Below are 18,103 nucleotides of genomic sequence, written 5' to 3'. Positions count from 1 at the left end.
TCTGTCACCGGTGACAATGCCTTGCCCTAAGGGAAGGCAGTGCTCCGGCGCCGATCAGACAAGCGTCAGGCCGTCGCCCCTGCGGATCCGCCCGCCCTGCCGGACCTCGGCATAGACGCCCATGTCGGAATGGCCGAACTGCCCTTTCAGCAGCGCGGGGACGTCGATGTCGCGCTCCGCCGTCCGGGGGTTCACCTCGGTCGCAGGGCAGCGCTTGGTGCGCATCACGACCTCCAGCCGGACGGAGCCGATGGCCAATATGCGCCCGATCCAGTCAAGCTCGGCAAAGGGCGGCAGGCCGGAAAACAGGATGTTGGCACGAAACCGCGCCGGGCTGAGATCCTGCCCCGTCCGCGCGGCAAGGTCCGCCACGCTGTCGAGGTTGATCAGCGAGACGGCGTTCATCAGCGATGGCGACACGACCGAGACATCGGTGAACTTGTGCGGCCCGGCCGAATGCAGCGTGGGCGCCATATCCGCCGGCAGGCCCAGATCCTCGGCCAGCCAGGCGGAGGCGGCATGCCGACCTTCGGGCGTTGCGATGTCGAATGACACCTCCTCCCCGCTCCTGCCGATCATCAGCCGCATCTCGTCCGGGTCATATCGCGTGCGCAACCGGGCCAACGCCGCCTCCTGCGCCAGGACCACGAATTTCGACTTGGGAAGCGGCCTGGGGTTCTGCGGGTCGAAGCCGCTGCCGGGCCGGGCAAAGCCAAAGGCCCGGTCCAGCGGAAACCCCTGCCCCGGCAGCAGGTCCACCACCTCCAGGGACTGCGCGCTCAGGCCCTTGACCGGGTAGTGGAACAGCTCTCGGATCTCTGCCTGCATGACGGCCCCGCCGGTTTGCGCTCAGACGAACCTGTTGACCAGGTTCTCCAGCCTCTCCTGCCCGCCGGATCGCGGCTCGGGCGCAAGGGCGTTCCGGGTGACGTGATCGAAACACGCCTCCAGCCCGCCTTGCAGCAGGGCCTTTGCCGAGCTGCTCTGCCATCCGGCATAGCGTTCCTCGCGCGCCCGTTCCAGCGCGCCATCCTGCAGCATCCGCGCCGCCGCCTTGAGCCCGCGCGCGCAGACATCCATCGCGCCCACATGCGCCAGCACCAGGTCCGCGGGACCCAGCGACTGCCGGCGCAGCTTGGCGTCGAAATTCGTGCCGCCGGTGGTGAAGCCCCCTGCCCTGAGGATCTCGTAATAGGCCAGCGCCACCTCGGGCACGTTGTTGGGAAACTGGTCGGTGTCCCAGCCCGACTGATAGTCGTTCCGGTTCATGTCGATGGATCCCAGGATACCGAACCCCGCCGCCATCGCCAGTTCATGCTCAAAGGAATGGCCGGCCAGGATCGCGTGGCCCTGTTCGATGTTCATCTTAACTTCGGTCTCCAGGCCGAATTCCTGAAGAAAGCCGTAGACCGTGGCCACGTCGTAATCATACTGGTGCTTGGTCGGCTCCTGCGGCTTGGGTTCGACCAGGATTGCGCCCTTGAACCCGATCTTGTGCTTGTAGTCGACGACCATTTGCAGGAACCGCCCGGCCTGGTCCCGCTCGCGCCGCAGGTCGGTGTTCAGAAGGGTCTCATACCCCTCGCGCCCGCCCCACAGGACATAGTTCTCGCCGCCCAGCCGGTGCGTGGCGTCCATGCAGGTCTTTACCGTGGCCGCCGAATAGGCGAACACATCCGGATCCGGGTTGGTGGCCGCGCCGGACATGAACCGCCTGTGCGTGAACAGGTTGGCCGTGCCCCAGAGCAGCCGGGGGCCGCCGGCCTCGATCTTGGCGCCGATATAGTCGACGATCTCCTCCAGGTTGCGGGTCGTCTCGGCGAAATCCGCGCCTTCGGGGCGCACATCGGCATCGTGGAAGCAGAAAAAGGGCTGGCCCAGCAGCGCAAACAGCTCGAACGCCACGTCCGCCTTCATCCGCGCAAGCTCCATCGTGTCGCCGAACCAGGGCCGGTCGAAGGTCTGCCCGCCAAAGGGGTCGCCGCCGGGCCAGGCGAAACTGTGCCACCACGCGACGGCAAAGCGCAGATGGTCCTCCAGCCGCTTGCCCATGACCTTCTCGTCGGGGTCGTAGTGACGGTAGGCGAACTCGTTGCCGCTGTCGGGACCCTCGTATCGGATCGGCGGGATACCTTTGAAAAACTCTGTCATGACAGCTCCTTGAGTGCGCCATAGGCGGTGCGATAGCGGTGATAGGCGTCGTCGAAGGCATCGGTCAGCGCCGTGTCGGGGGCGATCTGCCGGGCGATCTCGGGGGGCGTGGCAAGCTCTGCCCCGCCCTGTTCTGCGGCCATCATTCCCAGGCGCGCGGCGCCGAAGGCCGCGCCGAACTCGCCCTTGCGGGGAATGTCGACGGGCAGGCCCAGGACCGTGGCGATGACATTAAGCCAGTAATCCGACCGCGCCCCGCCGCCCAGCGCGATCACACGCGGAATCCTGGTTCCCGTCGCGTGCATGGCCTCCAGGCTGTCGCGAAAGGCGAACGCGACCCCTTCGAGCACCGCGCGGGTCGCGGCGGCGGTGTCGGTGGCATGCTCCAGCCCGAGGAATGTCGCCCGGATCCGCGCGTCGTTATGCGGCGTCCGCTCGCCGCCCAGATAGGGCAGGAACATGCTCCGCCCCGGGGGCTGAAGCGCCCCCAGGGATCCGGTCAGTGCCGCCGGGTCCGCGCCGACCAACCGACCGAACCAGGCCAGCGCGTCGGTTGCCGAGAGGATCACCCCCATCTGGTGCCAGCGCCCGGGCAGCGCATGGCAGAACGTGTGAAGGGCGGATTCGGGGTCGGGCGCATAGCCGTCATTGGCGGCAAAGAGTACGCCGGATGTGCCCAGCGACACGAAACCGTCGCCCGCCCGGACGACCCCCGCGCCCACGGCCGAGGCGGCATTGTCGCCGGCGCCCCCGGCGACCGGGATACCGGCGGGAAGGCCCAGATCCGAGGCGACCTCTGGGCGCAATCCGCCCGAGGCCTCGCTGCCTTCGACCAGCGCCGGCATGTGATCGCGCCCCAGGCCGGTGGCCGCGAGCAGCGCATCCGACCATTCGCGCCGCCCGGTGTCGAGCCAACTGGTCCCGGCGGCATCCGACATCTCGGATACGTGCTCGCCGGTCAGCCACAGGCGCAGGTAATCCTTGGGCAGCAAGACTTTGGCCACCTGCGCAAAGACCTCGGGCTCATGCTCCCGGCACCACAGCAGTTTCGGCGCGGTGAAGCCGGGAAAGACGATATTGCCGGTCAGCGCGCGAAATTGCGGATCGCTATCGAGACGCGCGGCCTCGGCATGGGCGCGGGTGTCATTCCACAGGATGCAGGGCCGCAGCACCCTGTCGGAAGCATCCAGCAACGTGGCGCCATGCATCTGGCCGGAAAGGCCGATCCCGCGGACCGCGGAAAGGTCATGCTCCGCGGAAAGAGCGGCCAGCGCCTGTCGCGTCGCCGCAAGCCAGTCGGCCGGATCCTGTTCGGACCATCCGGCATGTGGGCGCGCCACGGTGAGGTCTGCGCTGGCATCGCCGACGACGGATTGATCCTCGCCCACCAGCAGCGCCTTGACACCCGAGGTGCCCAGATCCAGCCCCAGGAACATCAGTGGTCCAGCCTGACCCAGGCCGCATCGCGGCCCGAGGACTTCACGCAGGCCGAGACGAATTGCACCCCCTTCAACCCGTCCGAGATCGTGGGATAAAGCACACCGTCCGGCGCAGGCCGGCCGTCACGGGCGGCGACGATCGCCTCGGCCGCTTCGGAATAGATGTTGGCGAACCCCTCCAGATAACCCTCGGGGTGGCCCGGCGGCACCCGGCTGACACGGGCCGCAGCCTCTCCGGCGCCGGCGCCGTTGCGGGTGATCAGGCGTTTGGGCTCGCCGAACGGCGTGAACCAGAGGTAGTTTGGATCCTCCTGCGCCCATTCCAGGCCGCCCTTCTCGCCATAGACCCGCAGCTTGAGCGCGTTCTCGTTGCCCGGCGCGACCTGGCTGCACCACAGCATCCCGCGCGCACCGCCGGAGAAACGCAGCATCACATGGGCATTGTCGTCCACCTGGCGCCCAGGAACAAAGGCCTGGATGTCGGCACACAGGCTCTCGACCTCGAGACCGGTCACGAAACAGGCCAGGTTGAAGGCATGCGTGCCGATATCGCCGGTCGATCCCCCCGCGCCCGACTGGTTCGGGTCGGTGCGCCAGGCCGCCTGCTTGAAATCCTGCTCGACGCTGAGCCAGTCCTGCGGGTATTCGACCTGCACGACGCGCACGGCGCCGATCTCGCCGCCGGCGACCATGCCACGGGCCTGCCGGACCATCGGATAACCGGTGTAGTTGTGGGTCAGGATGAACAGCGCATCCGACGATTCCGCCGCCTTCACCAGTTTCTTGGCATCCGCCAGGGTCGAGGTCAGCGGCTTGTCGCAGATCACGTGGATGCCGCGCTTGAGAAACTCGCGTGCCGCCTGGTAGTGGACATGGTTCGGGGTGACGATCGACACCGCCTCGATCCCGTCCTTGCGCCGCGCCTCGCGCTGCGCCATCTGCTTGTAGTCGTCATAGACCCGCGGCAGGCCCAGCGCCTCGCCGCTGGCCCGCGACTTTTCGGGCGTCGAGCTGAGCGCACCGGCCACCAGCTCGTACCTGTCGTCGATGCGCGAGGCGATGCGGTGAACGCCGCCGATGAAGGCGTCGTTGCCGCCGCCCACCATTCCCAATCTGATCCGTGACATCCGTGATCCTCCGGTTCGGGCCGTGTCAGCCCCAGTTTCTGCGAATTACGTCGATTCCGGCCGCGACGACCTCGTCCTCGTGGCCGAAAAGCGGGCGCCAGACCCGCGTCGCCGCCGCGAGATCCGGCAGGGCCTGGCCGAAGGCCTCGATCACGATCCAGCCGTCATAGCCGACCGCCTTGAGCGCGGCACTGGCCTCGGCAAAATCGACATGGCCGGCGCCGGGCGTGCCGCGGTCGTTCTCGGAGAAATGGACATGGTTGATGGCCGATCCGGCAGCGTGGATGGCCGCGCCCACGTCCTTCTCCTCGATATTGGCGTGGAACGTGTCGAAGAGGCAGCCGTAGCCCTCGGCCCCCACCGCCGCCACCAGGTCCGAGGACTGCTCCAGCGTGTTCAGGGCATAGCACTCGAACCGGTTCAGCGGCTCGACCGAAAGCGCCACGCCACTGCCCTCGGCATGGGCGGCCATCGCGCGATGCGCCTCGGCCAGATGCGCCAGCTCCTGCCCGGTGGGCCCGGTGCCGGAGAACGTCGCGAGCGGCTGGTGGAACGGCCCGCACAACACCTCGGCGCCCAGTGCCGCGCAGCAATCGACCATCCAGTTCAGGTGATCGACGCCCGCCTGTCGGTGGCGGGCCTCGGCGGCCATCGGATTGGCTTCGGGCGACTGCACCACGCCCACGGCCGTGCGCCGCAGGCCCAGATCGTCCAGCTTGCGGGCGAGTGAAGCATAATGCGCCGGATCGCCCTCGAAGACCGGAACCTCGACCCCGTCATAGCCCGCCGCCTTGATCGCCGCGCATTGCCCCAGCAGATCGTCGGTCAGATGCGTGGTCCACAAAAGCAGGTTGAAGCCGGCCAGCATCACCCGATCCCCAGCATTTTGCGGTTGGCGGCCTCGTCGGTGCCGCCATCGGCGAAATCGTCAAACGCGCGCTCGGTGACGCGGATGATGTGGTCCGAGACGAACTGCGCGCCCTCGCGCGCGCCGTCCTCGGGGTGTTTCAGGCAGCATTCCCATTCGACAACCGCCCAGCCGTCGAAATCGATTGCCGCCATCTTCGAGAACACGGCGCCGAAATCGACCTGCCCGTCCCCCAGCGAGCGGAACCGCCCGGCGCGATCGACCCAGGACTGGTAACCGGAATAGACGCCCTGCCGCCCCGTCGGATTGAACTCGGCATCCTTGACGTGGAACATCTTGATGCGGTCCTTGTAGATGTCGATATTGTCAAGGTAATCGAGGCATTGCAGGACGTAGTGGCTGGGATCGTAGAGCATGTTGCAGCGCGCGTGGTTGTCGACCCGCTCCAGAAACATCTCGAAGGTGACGCCGTCGTGCAGATCCTCGCCGGGATGGATCTCGTAGCAGATGTTCACGCCGTTTTCCTCGGCATGGTCCAGCAGCGGGCGCCAGCGCGCAGCCAGTTCGTCAAAGGCCGTTTCGATCAGCCCGGCCGGACGCTGCGGCCACGGATAGACATAGGGCCAGGCCAGCGCGCCCGAGAAGGTGACGTGATCGCGGATGCCCATGTTGGCCGAGGCCGAAATCGCCTTGTGCACCTGATCCACCGCCCATTCCTGCCGCGCCTTGGGATTGCCATGCACCGACGGGTCGGCGAACCCGTCGAACGCGGCGTCATAGGCGGGATGCACCGCGACCAGCTGTCCCTGCAGGTGGGTCGACAGTTCCGTCACCTCGACCCCGTTGGAAGCGGCCTGGCCCTTGATCTCGTCGCAATAGGTCTTGCTTTCGGCGGCCTTGGCCAGATCGAACAGCCGTCCGTCCCAGCTGGGCAGTTGTACGCCCTTGTAGCCGCAATCGGCGGCCCATTTCGTGATCGCGTCCCAGGAATTGAACGGCGCGTCGTCGCCGGCGAACTGCGCCAGGAAAAGCGCCGGTCCCTTGATGGTCTTCATGGTCTGATCCTCCCAAAATCAGGTTAGGCCGCGGGCATGTTCTCCCGCAGGTAGATGTCGATGCGTATGCGTTCCTGGGTGTCGTCGAAGGGCACCCGGTCGGCGGTGGCCTTCAGCAGCCGCGTGGCCGACCGCACCAGGTGCCCGGTGTCCTGCGAGATGATCGCGTCGAACACACCGCGCTCCAGCGCCGCGCGCGACGCGGCGGTCAATTCATGCGCGATCACCACCAGGTCGTCATGCGGGCCGGCCGCGTCGAGAAACCGGATCAGGCCGGGATTTCCGGCCGCCGACGAGTAGATGCCGCGGATGTCGGGATAGGCGTCGAACACGTCGGGCAGCATCTGCCGGATCAGATCGGGATCGTCACGCCCCTCGATCGAGGCCATCACCTCCAGATGGGGAAACTCGCGGCTCATCACCGCGTCGAACCCGGTGCGCCGTTCCAGGTGGTCCCGCGCCAGGCGCGAGCCGGTGATGACCAGGATCCGTCCCTTGCCGCGCACGAACCGCCCCATCAGCTTGGCCGCCGTCCGCCCCGCCGCGATGTTGTCGATGCCGACGAAATGGTCCCGGTCGGAACTGGGCAGGTCCGAGACGAAGGCGACCACGGCGATGCCGCGCGCGCGGGTGCGCCGCACCGCGTCACGGACCGAAGGCGTCTCGGGTCCGAACACCGCCACGCCGTCGATGCGCGCGGCATCCAGCCCGTCCAGCGCGTCGACGATGGCCTGCGGATCGAAGGGCGGAACCGACAGCGCATCCAGCGTCGTGCGCTGGTGATGCAGTTTCGCGCCCTGCTCGGCGATGGCGGCCTTCAGGGCGACCACGAATTCATTGGCTGTGTCCGGCAGGATGAACAACAGCCGGTAAAGCCTTTTGCGGGCGAGATTCGCTGCCGCCGTGTCGCGCACATAGCCCAGTTCGGCAATCGCCTCGTTGACCTTTTCGATGGTCACCGACCGCACGCCGGGACGCGCGTTCAACACCCTGTCCACGGTGGCAAGCGACACCCCGGCGACCCGGGCGATGTCGTTGACCGTGGGCTTCTTCTCGGATGTCAGATGGCGGTCGCGCAATCTCTTACCCTCTTGGCGCGCTGGCCAGACCTTCGAAGACCAGCGCCACGGCCTCGGCGCCGGGATCGTTGTGGCCCCTGAGGTTGTCAGACGGCACATAGGCCGCTCGGCCCGCCTTGGCCGTGTGGATATCGGCCGTCGCGTCGGCCCCTGCGCGCGCTGCCGCCGACGCCTCGACCAGGCCGCGCTCCAGCGCCTCCAGCGCCGGCGCCAGCGCGTCGATCATGGTCCGGTCCCCGGGTTGCGCACCGCCGACCTCGCTCACGCGGCGCAGGCCCTCGCGCAACGCGCCCTCGACAGTGGCGCCATTGGCGCAGGCATCGCCGGCGGCATTGAAATAAATCGCCAGGATCACGCCCGAGGATCCGCCCATCGTCTGGCTCAACTCGTTGCCCAGCGCCGGGAAGAGCTGTGTCAGATCGGCCAGCGGCATCCGGTCGAGGCTGCCTTTGAGCGCCCGAGCGGCGGTGGCCAGGGTGCTGCCGGTATCGCCATCGCCGGATTTCGCGTCCAGTTCGTTCAAGGCGGTCTCCGCCCCGATCAGCAGGTCGGCGACATGCTCGATCGTCGCGCGGGTGCGGTCGTTGGCCGACGGAATGGGCTCGATCGGGGTCAGGCCATCGGGCAGCGGCGTGGCCTGCACCGCGCCCAGCGGGTGCAGCCCCGGCCAGGCGGCCATCGGTACCGGTGCGGCCAGGGCGTCCAACTCCGCCGGCTCGGCCGGCAGCAGCGACACGGAGAAGCCGTGCATGTCCAGCGAAGTCATCATCGGCGCCGGCCCGATGACATGCGAGGCGATCCCCGCGCCCGCCAGCGCATGGCACAGCACCGACATCTCAAGCGGGGTGGTGGATCCGAGGTTGTTGACCAGCGCGACGCAGGAGCCGCCAGCGGCATGGGGCCGCAACTTGTCCAGCACGATCCGCATCGCGTCGGCCGCGCCCGAGAAATCGACCTGCTCGACACCCGGCTCGCCGTGGATGCCCAGGCCCAGCTCGGCCTTGCCGGCGGGAATGCGGCTCTCCTTGGGTGAGCCGGGTACGGTGCAGGTGTCGAGGCTCTTGCCGATTGAGGCCACGCTGGTGATCACCCGCCGCGCCGCCGCGGCCACCTCCTCCAGCGGCTTGCCGGACTCGGCCAGCGCGCCTGCAATCTTGTGCACGAAAAGCGTGCCGGCGACGCCGCGCGGCTGCGGCAGGTCCGGCAGCGCGATGTCGTCATCGACAACCACCATCTCGACCTTGCGTCCCAGCGCGCGGGCGCGCTCCGCCGCCAGGCCGAAGTTCAACCGGTCGCCGGTATAATTCTTGACGATCAGCAGGCAGCCCTCGGGGCCGGTGACGGCCAGGATCCCGGCCAGAACCGCGTCGACCGAGGGCGAGGCGAAGATCTCACCACAGACCGCGGCGGTCAGCATGCCCGGCCCGACGAACCCGGCATGAGCCGGCTCGTGCCCCGATCCGCCGCCGGAAATCAGCGCAACCCGCGACCGGTCCCAATCGGCCCGGTAGACGACCTTGATATGCGGATAGCCGTCCAGCCGCGCCAAGGCCCCGCCGGAACAGGCCAGCAGGCCGTCGATGGCCTCTTTGACCAGGTCGTCCTTTCGATTCACAAACTGCGCCATGACAAGTTGCTCCCTCAGGTGATGCGTGCGCCCCGGGCGTCGAAGAACAGCGGGTTGTGGGCGGCGATCTGGATGGTCTCGCCCGGTGACAGCGGGGTATGGGGATCGGCCAGGGTGATCACATCGTGATCCGCCAACTTCAGATGCAGCCGGGTCTGGTCGCCCAGGTGCTCGACGCGCACCACGGTGGCGTCCCGCCCCGCCCCGTGGCGGATATTCTCGGGCCGCAGGCCCACGCGCTGCGCGCCCTCCGGCGCCGCCTCGCCCAGCAGGCCGACAGGCAGAAGGTTGATCCGCGGCTGGCCCAGCCGTGCTGCTACATAGGTCGTGCGCGGGTTCTCGTAGATCTCGCGCGGGGTGCCGAACTGCACCAGCCGGCCCCGGTCGAGGACGCCCACATGGCTGGCCATCGTCATCGCCTCGATCTGGTCATGCGTCACATAGAGCAGGGTCGCGGCCAGCTCGGCATGGATCCGCTTCAGCTCGATCCGCAGATCGGCCCGCAGCTTGGCGTCCAGCGAGCTGAGCGGCTCGTCCATCAGGTAGATCGCGGGATCCCGCACCAGCGCCCGGCCGATCGAGACCCGCTGCATCTCGCCGCCCGACAGCTCCGTGGCCTTGTTGTCCAGCTTGTGCGGGATGTGCAGAACCTCGGCCACCTCCTGCACCTTGCGGGTAATCTCGGCCTCGGGCGTGTTCAGGATCGGCGAGCGCAGCGGAAAGGCCAGGTTGTCGCGCACGCTCATATGCGGGTAGAGCGAGTATTGCTGGAACACCATCGCCACATCGCGCTGCGCGGGCGTGTCGGTGTTCACCCGGCGTCCTCCGATCTCGATATCCCCGGCATCGGCCTTTTCCAGCCCCGCGATCAGGCGCAGCGTCGTGGTCTTGCCCGCGCCGGTCGGCCCCAGCAACACGACAAAAGAGCCGTCGGGCACCGTCAGGTCCATGTCGATCACCGCGCGGGTGCGGCCGAACGCCTTGGACACGTTTCTCAGCTGCACGTCAGCCATCGGCCAGCACCCCCTCGTTCAGCGCCGATCGCAGCGCCCGCCCGCTGTTGCGCTCGAAGAGCGACACCGTCTCGCCGACAAAGCTCAGCGCCGGCGTGTCGCCGACCCGGACCGGCTTTTCCGCGCCGGTCCGCGCCTTGAGCACGCCGTTGGGCGTTTCGATGGTCAGGATCTGGGTCGTGCCCAGATACTCGGTAGCCAGAACCTTGCCGCGATAGGCGCCATCGTCGGACAGCCGCACATGCTCGGGCCGGACGCCAAAGACCAGGTCGCCCTGCGCGCCCTCGCGCAGCGCGGGCACGTCAAAGGCCTGGCCGTTCAGTTTGACGCGGCTGGCTCCGGGCGCGAGCTTGCCCGAGAAATCCAGGAAGTTCATCGGCGGCGAGCCGATGAAATCGGCCACGAACATGGTCGCGGGCTTGTCATAGATCTCCTGCGGCGGGCCGAACTGCTCGACCACGGCATTGTTCATCACCACGATCTTGTCGCCCATCTGCATCGCCTCGAGCTGATCATGGGTGACATAGACGGTCGTGGCCCCCATCCGGTCATGCAGGGCGCGCAGCTCCTCGGCCATGTGCTCGCGGAACTCGGCGTCCAGCGCGCCCAGGGGCTCGTCCATCATGAAGGCCTTGGGCTCGCGCACGATGGCCCGCCCCAGCGCCACGCGCTGCCGGTCGCCGCCCGAGAGGCCGCCCACCGGCCGGTTGAGAATGTCCTCGATCCCCAGGATCCGCGCCACCTCGGCCACCTTCTCGCGCACCTGCGCCCGGGGCATCCCCTGCGAGACCAGCGGATACGAGATATTCTTGCGCACGTTCAAATGCGGGTAGAGCGCGAACATCTGGAACACGAAGGCGATGTCCCTCTGCGAGGGCGGGCGCTGGCTGATCTCCTCGCCGTCGAGATAGATCTCGCCCGAAGTCGGCAGCTCCAGCCCCGCGATCATTCTCAGCGTCGTCGTCTTGCCGCAGCCCGACGGCCCCAGCAGCATGAAGAACTCGCCATCCTCGATGGTGAACGAGCTTTCGCGGACGGCGACGAAATCGCCGAACTCCTTGCGCACGTTCCGGATCACGATCTCGGCCATCAGTCGCGCCCCTCGGGAAAGTGGCTGACAACGATGAACATCACCGTCCCGATCAGCGTCACGAAGAAGGAATAGGTGTAGGCCCACATCACGAAGGGCTGCATCAGCATGAACACCCCCACCGCGATGATGATGGTGGCGGCCATCTCCCACGGGCCGCGCACGAAGATGCGCGCGGCGGGATGGGCGCGATAACCTTCGTCGGGATCGCCGCTGGTGTCTTCGACGACGGGCCTGGGAGCACCGGCGCGCTCGCGTTCCAGCTGGGCCTCGGTCAGGCTCTTGTCGGGGTCAAATGGCGAGTTGCTCATTTCCGCACCGCTCCGAATGTGATCCCGCGCAGCAGGTGCTTGCGCAGCAGGATGGTGAAGACCATGACCGGCAGCAGGAAGATCGTGGCGCCGGCGGCCACCGCGGGCCAGTCCAGGCCGCCGATGCCGATGATGGTCGGAATGAAGGGTGGCGCCGTCTGCGCCGTGGCCGAGGTCAGCAGCACAGCGAAGGCATATTCGTTCCAGGCGAAGATCAGGCAGAAGATCGCGGTCGAGGCGATGCCCGTCGCCGCCTGCGGCAGGACCACCTTGTAGAACGCCTGGAACCGCGTGTAGCCGTCGATCAGCGCCGCCTCTTCGTATTCGCGCGGGATCTCGTCGATGAAACCCTTGAGCAGCCACACCGCCAGGCTGATATTGACCGCGGTGTAGAGCAGGATCATGCCCAGATGGGTGTCCGACAGCCCCAGCTGCCGATACATCAGGAAGATCGGGATGGCGACGGCGATGGGTGGCATCATCCGCGTGCTGAGGATGAAGAACAGCAGGTCGTCGGCCAGCGGGATCTTGAAGCGGCTGAACGCATAGGCCGCCAGCGTGCCCAGAAAGACCGACAGAAAGGTCGAGCCGAACCCGATGATGACCGAGTTCATGAAGCGCTCGCCGAATTTCGACGGCCCGACGATCACCATGTCATACTGGCGGACGATCTCGTCGGCCCAGGTCACGGGCGGGTTTTCGGCCAGGAAGTCCTGGGTCTGGCGCGTGCGTGTGGTGAACAGGTTGACGTAGCCTTCCAGCGTGGGGTCGAACACCACCTTGGGCGGATAGCTGATGGCGTCGGCCGGCGACTTGAACCCGGTCAGCATGATCCAGACCAGCGGCACCATGGTGATCAGCGCATAGAGGACGACCAGCGTGCCGGCGAACCACTTGGACCGGCCCGACGGTTCGGTGATGGAAAAGCTGCTCATCTCTCTTTCACCTTGTTGAGGGCCTTCACGTAGATGCTGGCCAGCCCGAACACCGTCACGAACAGGATGATCGCATAGGCCGAGGCATAGCCGGTGCGCCACTTTTCGAACGCCTCACGCTTGAGGTTGATCGAGGTCAGCTCGGTCGTCGATCCGGGCCCGCCGCCGGTCAGCTGCACCACCAGGTCGAACATCTTGAAATTCTCGATGCCCCGGAACAGCACCGCCAGCATCAGGAAGGGCAGCACCATCGGAATGGTTATGGTAAAAAACTGCCGGAGCTTCGACGCGCGGTCGATCTCGGCGGCCTCGTAGATGTAATCCGGTATCGAGCGCAGCCCGGCGAGGCAGATCAGCATCACGAAAGGCGTCCACATCCAGGTGTCGACGATCACGATCGACCAGGGCGCCAACTGCACCGACCCCAGCATCTCGAAGCTCGACGGCTCCTTGCCGGTGAAGAAGGCGACGATGTAGTTGAACAGCCCGATCTGCGGTTGGTACAGGAATTTCCAGAAATTCCCGACCACCGCCGGCGACAGCATCATCGGCAGAACGATGATGGTGGTCCACAGGTCGTTGCCTTTGAATTTTCGGTTGATCAACCAGGCCAGCGTGAACCCGATCAGCACCTGGAAGAAGATCGTCCAGAACAGGAAATGCGCCGTGGCCTGCATGTTCAGCCAGATATCGGTGTCGGTCAGGATGCGCTCGTAATTGCGCAGGCCGATATTCTTGACCTCGCGACCGATGCGGTTGGCCTTGTAGTCGGTAAAGCTCAGCTGGATCGTCCAGATCAGCGGAAAGATGTTGATCGCCAGCAGCAGAAAGATCGTGGGGGCCACGAAGATCCAGGCGATCGCGCGATCCGACAGGCCCCGGACCTTGCGCGCAACTCGAGGGGGGGTTGCCGAAGCAACGCGATCCATTGTGCCGTTTGACATTGGTCCTGCCCGGTCTGGTCCGATTTCGGATGCGGACGGCGTTCATCGGCTTGAACCGCCGCGCGCCGGATGGGGTGTCGGGCCCGGACGTCCGGACCCGACCGGAAGACATGGCTCAGAGCTTGCCTTCGTCCTCGAAGACTTCCGTCCAGTCCTCGATCAGCTTGTCGAGGGCCTCCTGCGCAGTGCCCTGATCGGCCACCACGTAGTCGTGGACGCGCTTCTGCATGGCCAGCAGCAACTCGGCATAGGCCGGCTCCTGCCAGAAATCCTGCACCGCGCCCATCGCCTCGAGGAAGTCGCCGGCAAATGGCGCGCTGTCGGTGAAGCCTGGGTCGTTCAGAACCGAGTTATGCGCCGAGTAGCCGCCAAGCTCCCACCACTTGGCCTGCACCTCGGGCTGGGCGAACCACTTGATGTATTCCAGCGCGGCGTCCTGCTTGTCGGAATAGGACACGACCGAAATGCCCTGCCCGCCCAGGGTCGAACCTTCCTGGTTCTGCGGCGGGTTCACGAAAAAGCCGATCTTGTCGCCGCCGGTATTCGGATCTGCATAGAGGCCCGGGAAGAACGCGAACCAGTTCATCGCCATCGCGACCTGGCCGGATTTGAACGCGTCCAGCGACTCGCCCATGTAGGAATTGGTGTATCCCGGCGGCGTCGCAGTCTCGTAGAACTCCTTGTAGAATTCCAGCGCCTCGACCGCCTCGGGCGAGTTCACCGCACCGTCCATGTCGTAGGATCCCGGCGTGTTCTCGTACTTGAACCCCCACGGGTACAGGGCCGAGGTGACACCCATCGTGATCCCCTCCGAGCCGCGCTCGGTGAAGATCGCGGCGCCATAGACGGTCTTGCCGTCGATCTCGCGCTCCTGGAAGAATTGCGCGATCTGCAGCATTTCCTTCTGCGATTGCGGCTCGCGCAGCTCCTGGCCCGTGGCTTCCTTGTAGGCAGCCTTGATGTCGTCGCGCTCGAACCAGTCCCTGCGATAGAACCAGGCGTTCGCGTCGCCCATCGCCGGCAGCGCATAGTAGTTGGGCGTGCCCTTGGGCCACGTGGAATAGGCATAGACCGTCGCAGGGGCGAAATCGTCCATGCTGATGCCTTCGGCGTCGAAGAAGTCGTTCAGCTTGACGTAATGCCCGTTCTCGGCACCGCCGCCGATCCACTGGCTGTCGCCGATCAGGAGGTCGCAGAGCTTGCCGCCCGAGTTCAGCTCGTTCAGCATCCGGTCCGCGAAATTGGGCCAGGGCACGAATTCGAAATTCATCGTATGGCCGGACTCGGCCTCGAATTCCTTGGACAGTTCGACCAAGGCATTCGCCGGATCCCAGGCGGCCCAGCAAAGTGTCAGGTTCTCTGCGGCGGCCAGCGTCGGCGCGCTCACAGAGCCCATCAGCACCGCACCGATGGCGGCGGCATTCAGCTTCTTCATAACGTCCTCCCTGTCTGGACGCATCTCCCACGCGCCCTTGGCGAAACGCTAGGTGAGTTACGTACATCAGGTCAAGAAATTCCTGAGGTACGAACATCATTTTGGTTACAATGTGGTTTAATTTTGACCCCCAGTTACCTGAAATATAACAGATTAACGGCTTTCCATTGATACACTTCTTCGCCCGGGCGAATCATTCACCCTGCCCGCCCAAGTTGATTCCCCGACGGACTCGGACAGCCCTTGCGGCGTGGCGGGTGCGAATCTGGATGCCGGAATCGCCCGCCCCGTCGAACGCCGGCAAAGCGGCGTCAACCGGCCGGTGCCGCTGCAGGCTGGATCGGTGGGTTTGCATGCTCGGTCCCGTCCGCCGCATGCAGCCGCGCAATGGTCGACACGGCGAGGTCGGCGACGATATCCGCGATATCGCCTGCCCCGTTGCGGGTCATGCATGTTGCCGCCAGCGTGGTGCCGGCCTCGGCCATGCCGGCCCGTTGATCGGGGTCGAGCAACCGGTCAAGCGCCTCGCTCACGCCGAAGGGCGCGTCGTGGCGCAGCATGAGGCCGATGCGGGACTCGACGGCGAACCGCGCACGATCGATCTGGCGGTCCATCTGGGCATGCTCGTTGGGCAGCCAGAGCGTCGGCAGGCCACACGCCAGATGCTCGCAGAACGTGTTGTAGCCGGGGGTCGCGACGGCCGCGTCGAAGGCCGGCAGGTATTGTGCGAACGGGAACCCGGTCAGGCGCGCGACACCCTGTGGCAGTTCCATCCGGTCCTGCGCGATCTGCCATTCGGCGACGGCCAGCCCCAGCCCGGCGCGGCCCTGCAGCCTCTCGATGACGCGTCTTGTAACGGCGGCCATGTCGAAATTGTTGCCCGACCCGGTGGCGACCAGCAGGTTGGTCGCGGCAGGGTCCAGGCCCAGCGCAGCGCAGGCCTCGGCCCGGCTTGGCATTTCGTCGCGATCCAGGATGCGGACCGGCGGCACCAGGCGCACATCCGCCTCGCGCGCAACGGTCGGCCCGGTGTCGCGGGACCAGGCCGGATCCCGCGGCTCGATCACAAGGTCGAACGCCCGGGCGCGGTCCAGCGCCTCGAGATCCCGGCCCGGCCCCCACATCGCCCGGCGGATCCAGACCGATGCCATACCGGGCCGGTTCGACAGTGCCTCCAGCAATCCCCTGAAGGGCACGTTGCCGTCAAACACGATGGCCTGCGGCCGGTAGAACGCAAAGGCGGCGGTCAGCGCCTGCGACAGATGGACATTCCAATGCGCCCGCGCCTGGCCATAGGCCGCGTGATACGGCAAATGCTCGGCCACGAACCCCAACCCGCGCACGATGGCCACGGCGCGGGAATGGCTGACAAAGACCGGCTGCACCCGTTCCGGCAACCGCCGCGCCACGGCCAGCTGCCGGGTCAGGTGGCCCATTCCGATGCCGTTGGTCGAGTAGAAGAGCACGCGCGCCGACGGCTCGGCATGCACCGCCGGGGCAAAGGGCTGCATCGCGGGCGGCCCGATCAGCGCCTCGACGCGTGCCACGAAATGATCCGGCGCAAAGACTTCCCGCAACAGGGCCGCCCCGCTTTGCCGCGCCGCGCCCATCAGGTCGGGATCCATCTTCAGGTCGATGATTGCCCGGACCAGTTCCGCGTCAGTGCCATAGACGGCAGCACCGCGAAACAGATCGCGGTAGCTTTCCGGCAGGCACGGCACCACGCCGGCGGACAGGGCCATCAACGCCTCGACCGGCAGCGGGTCATCGCGGGCGATGTCCGGATTGGCCAGCAGATCCAGCCTTGCGAAGAAATCGGCCAGGGAAATCGCACTGTCCGGCCACCGCTCCAGCGGCGCGGCCTGCGGCCATTGCGGCGCGTCGTCGGTGTCGCCGCCCCGTTCCCTGAGGGTGACAAACGGGGTCGCCAGGAACGCCCTGGGCCAGGCCGCGGCCGGCCGCGCCCGCGCGATACGGGCGCGGCCGATGGTCGGCCTCGCCCGCTCTGCCGCGTCGGGTCGCACATGCGACAGGTCCGGGGCAACCGAGTGCCAGTCCTGTTCCGTTACGGGCCAGTCCGGCGCGACATGGACAAGAGCGTCCCGCGCGGTGATCGAGGTCGGACACCAGATGACGGGCCCTCCCAGCAGGGTTTCCGCCCGTGCCCTCACCCGCTCCAACGCGGGCCGGTCCAGAGACGCCAGGGCCGCCGGGCGCTCGACGGTGACAAGCCGGTGACTGGCGCGGATCCGCGGCGCGGCCTCGGGCGTGGCAGCGAACAGGCGGGCGTCGAACGCCAGTGCCAGCGTACATTCGACCGATGCCCCGGAGGCCACGCGCCGGACTGCGCCGGATTGCAACAGGTCCCGCATGGCGGGGTCCATCCGGTAGGGGTCGGCGCGGATCGTGTCGGCGAGGACAGGAACGACAATGACACCATAGCCCGCCTCGGTCAGCGCACGCACCGCGGCGGCATGACAGGGCGCGGCCACATCACCGACACGGCTATCGGCGACGACCGCTATGTCAGCGATGACATGCCGCGATCCGGCGGTCAGGTTGCCCGGCACGAAAGGCCCGAGGGGAAGGTGCCGCGCTCGCCGGGCTCGAAGGTGATGGTTTCCACCTCGGAGGCCGCCGCGCGCGCCGAGGGACGGGTGATCTTGCTGACCACGTAGAGGCCGTCCCGTTCGGCGCCGCTGATGACACCGTCATCGCCAGCCGACAGGATCAGATAGGCATTGAGCCTGAAATCCTGGACCGCACCGCTGCTGGCCGCGACCCGCGGCGACAGCGTGCGGTACTGGCCCTGCTGCCCGCAGGCCACCGACGCGTTGATCGGCCCGGAATAGCGCAGAACCGTGGTATCACCCCCTGCGCCGCGGGCAGAGACAGAATACCCCAGCGACCTGAGGCGGGTAATCTCGTCGGAGGCCGAGACCGGCGGCAAGGGTTCGGCACAGGCCGCCACCATCAATGGCAGCACAAGGGCCGAAGCGGAGATGCGTCTGCGTGTCATGTCTGGTCTC

General features: G+C 66.7%; 16 protein-coding genes. All 16 read right to left on the bottom strand.

The genetic code is table 11. The features are described from left to right. Positions 1–54 precede the first annotated feature (54 nt). The 16 genes from BMX57_RS18150 to BMX57_RS18075 all read right to left on the bottom strand — a co-directional run bounded on the left by BMX57_RS18150 (position 55) and on the right by BMX57_RS18075 (position 18,093). Positions 55–828, bottom strand: coding sequence for an MOSC domain-containing protein (locus BMX57_RS18150; RefSeq protein WP_092370653.1), 774 nt, complete (start codon positions 826–828; stop codon positions 55–57). Between the two features lie 21 nt (positions 829–849). Then, the gene (xylA, locus tag BMX57_RS18145; protein ID WP_092370650.1) at positions 850–2,151 is read right to left on the bottom strand and encodes a xylose isomerase; all 1,302 of its coding nucleotides are present in this window, start codon (positions 2,149–2,151) and stop codon (positions 850–852) included. Then, a complete protein-coding gene (gene xylB, locus BMX57_RS18140; protein ID WP_092370647.1) occupies positions 2,148–3,587 on the bottom strand; it encodes a xylulokinase in 1,440 nt (479 codons plus the stop codon). The genes xylA and xylB overlap by 4 nt, the downstream gene beginning before the upstream one ends. After that, on the bottom strand, positions 3,587–4,717 hold the full coding sequence (locus BMX57_RS18135) for a Gfo/Idh/MocA family protein (protein WP_092370644.1): 1,131 nt from the start codon (positions 4,715–4,717) through the stop codon (positions 3,587–3,589). Before BMX57_RS18135 ends, xylB begins: the two co-directional genes overlap by 1 nt. Before the next feature lie 25 nt (positions 4,718–4,742). Beyond that, positions 4,743–5,585, bottom strand: a complete 843-nt coding sequence (locus BMX57_RS18130) for a sugar phosphate isomerase/epimerase family protein (RefSeq protein WP_092370641.1) — start codon at positions 5,583–5,585, stop codon at positions 4,743–4,745. Continuing rightward, on the bottom strand, positions 5,585–6,640 hold the full coding sequence (locus BMX57_RS18125; RefSeq protein WP_092370638.1) for a sugar phosphate isomerase/epimerase family protein: 1,056 nt from the start codon (positions 6,638–6,640) through the stop codon (positions 5,585–5,587). The genes BMX57_RS18130 and BMX57_RS18125 overlap by 1 nt, the downstream gene beginning before the upstream one ends. 23 nt (positions 6,641–6,663) lie before the next feature. Beyond that, positions 6,664–7,719: a LacI family DNA-binding transcriptional regulator gene (locus BMX57_RS18120; protein ID WP_229724287.1), complete on the bottom strand. Its 1,056-nt coding sequence runs from the start codon at positions 7,717–7,719 to the stop codon at positions 6,664–6,666. A gap of 4 nt (positions 7,720–7,723) precedes the next feature. Continuing rightward, a complete protein-coding gene (locus BMX57_RS18115; RefSeq protein ID WP_092370635.1) occupies positions 7,724–9,346 on the bottom strand; it encodes a dihydroxyacetone kinase subunit DhaK in 1,623 nt (540 codons plus the stop codon). A gap of 14 nt (positions 9,347–9,360) precedes the next feature. Next, complete coding sequence (locus tag BMX57_RS18110; RefSeq protein WP_092370632.1) at positions 9,361–10,359, bottom strand: ABC transporter ATP-binding protein; 999 nt, start codon at positions 10,357–10,359, stop codon at positions 9,361–9,363. After that, positions 10,352–11,449, bottom strand: a complete 1,098-nt coding sequence (locus BMX57_RS18105; RefSeq protein ID WP_092370629.1) for an ABC transporter ATP-binding protein — start codon at positions 11,447–11,449, stop codon at positions 10,352–10,354. Before BMX57_RS18105 ends, BMX57_RS18110 begins: the two co-directional genes overlap by 8 nt. After that, the gene (locus tag BMX57_RS18100) at positions 11,449–11,760 is read right to left on the bottom strand and encodes a hypothetical protein (RefSeq protein ID WP_092370626.1); all 312 of its coding nucleotides are present in this window, start codon (positions 11,758–11,760) and stop codon (positions 11,449–11,451) included. Before BMX57_RS18100 ends, BMX57_RS18105 begins: the two co-directional genes overlap by 1 nt. Then, positions 11,757–12,695: a carbohydrate ABC transporter permease gene (locus tag BMX57_RS18095; RefSeq protein ID WP_092370623.1), complete on the bottom strand. Its 939-nt coding sequence runs from the start codon at positions 12,693–12,695 to the stop codon at positions 11,757–11,759. Before BMX57_RS18095 ends, BMX57_RS18100 begins: the two co-directional genes overlap by 4 nt. Continuing rightward, positions 12,692–13,639 (bottom strand): carbohydrate ABC transporter permease, encoded by a 948-nt coding sequence (locus BMX57_RS18090; RefSeq protein ID WP_092370619.1) that lies wholly within the window; start codon positions 13,637–13,639, stop codon positions 12,692–12,694. The genes BMX57_RS18095 and BMX57_RS18090 overlap by 4 nt, the downstream gene beginning before the upstream one ends. A 115-nt stretch (positions 13,640–13,754) precedes the next feature. Beyond that, the gene (locus tag BMX57_RS18085) at positions 13,755–15,074 is read right to left on the bottom strand and encodes an ABC transporter substrate-binding protein (protein ID WP_092370616.1); all 1,320 of its coding nucleotides are present in this window, start codon (positions 15,072–15,074) and stop codon (positions 13,755–13,757) included. Positions 15,075–15,385: 311 nt separating this feature from the next. Further along, on the bottom strand, positions 15,386–17,644 hold the full coding sequence (locus tag BMX57_RS18080; protein WP_229724286.1) for a glycosyltransferase family protein: 2,259 nt from the start codon (positions 17,642–17,644) through the stop codon (positions 15,386–15,388). Beyond that, positions 17,629–18,093: a hypothetical protein gene (locus tag BMX57_RS18075; RefSeq protein WP_092370613.1), complete on the bottom strand. Its 465-nt coding sequence runs from the start codon at positions 18,091–18,093 to the stop codon at positions 17,629–17,631. Before BMX57_RS18075 ends, BMX57_RS18080 begins: the two co-directional genes overlap by 16 nt. Between the last annotated feature and the right edge of the window lie 10 nt (positions 18,094–18,103).

Source organism: Cribrihabitans marinus (assembly GCF_900109035.1).
Taxonomy (GTDB): domain Bacteria; phylum Pseudomonadota; class Alphaproteobacteria; order Rhodobacterales; family Rhodobacteraceae; genus Cribrihabitans; species Cribrihabitans marinus.
Note: the sequence above shows the minus strand (reverse complement) of the source record. Positions and strands in the feature narration are given on the sequence as shown.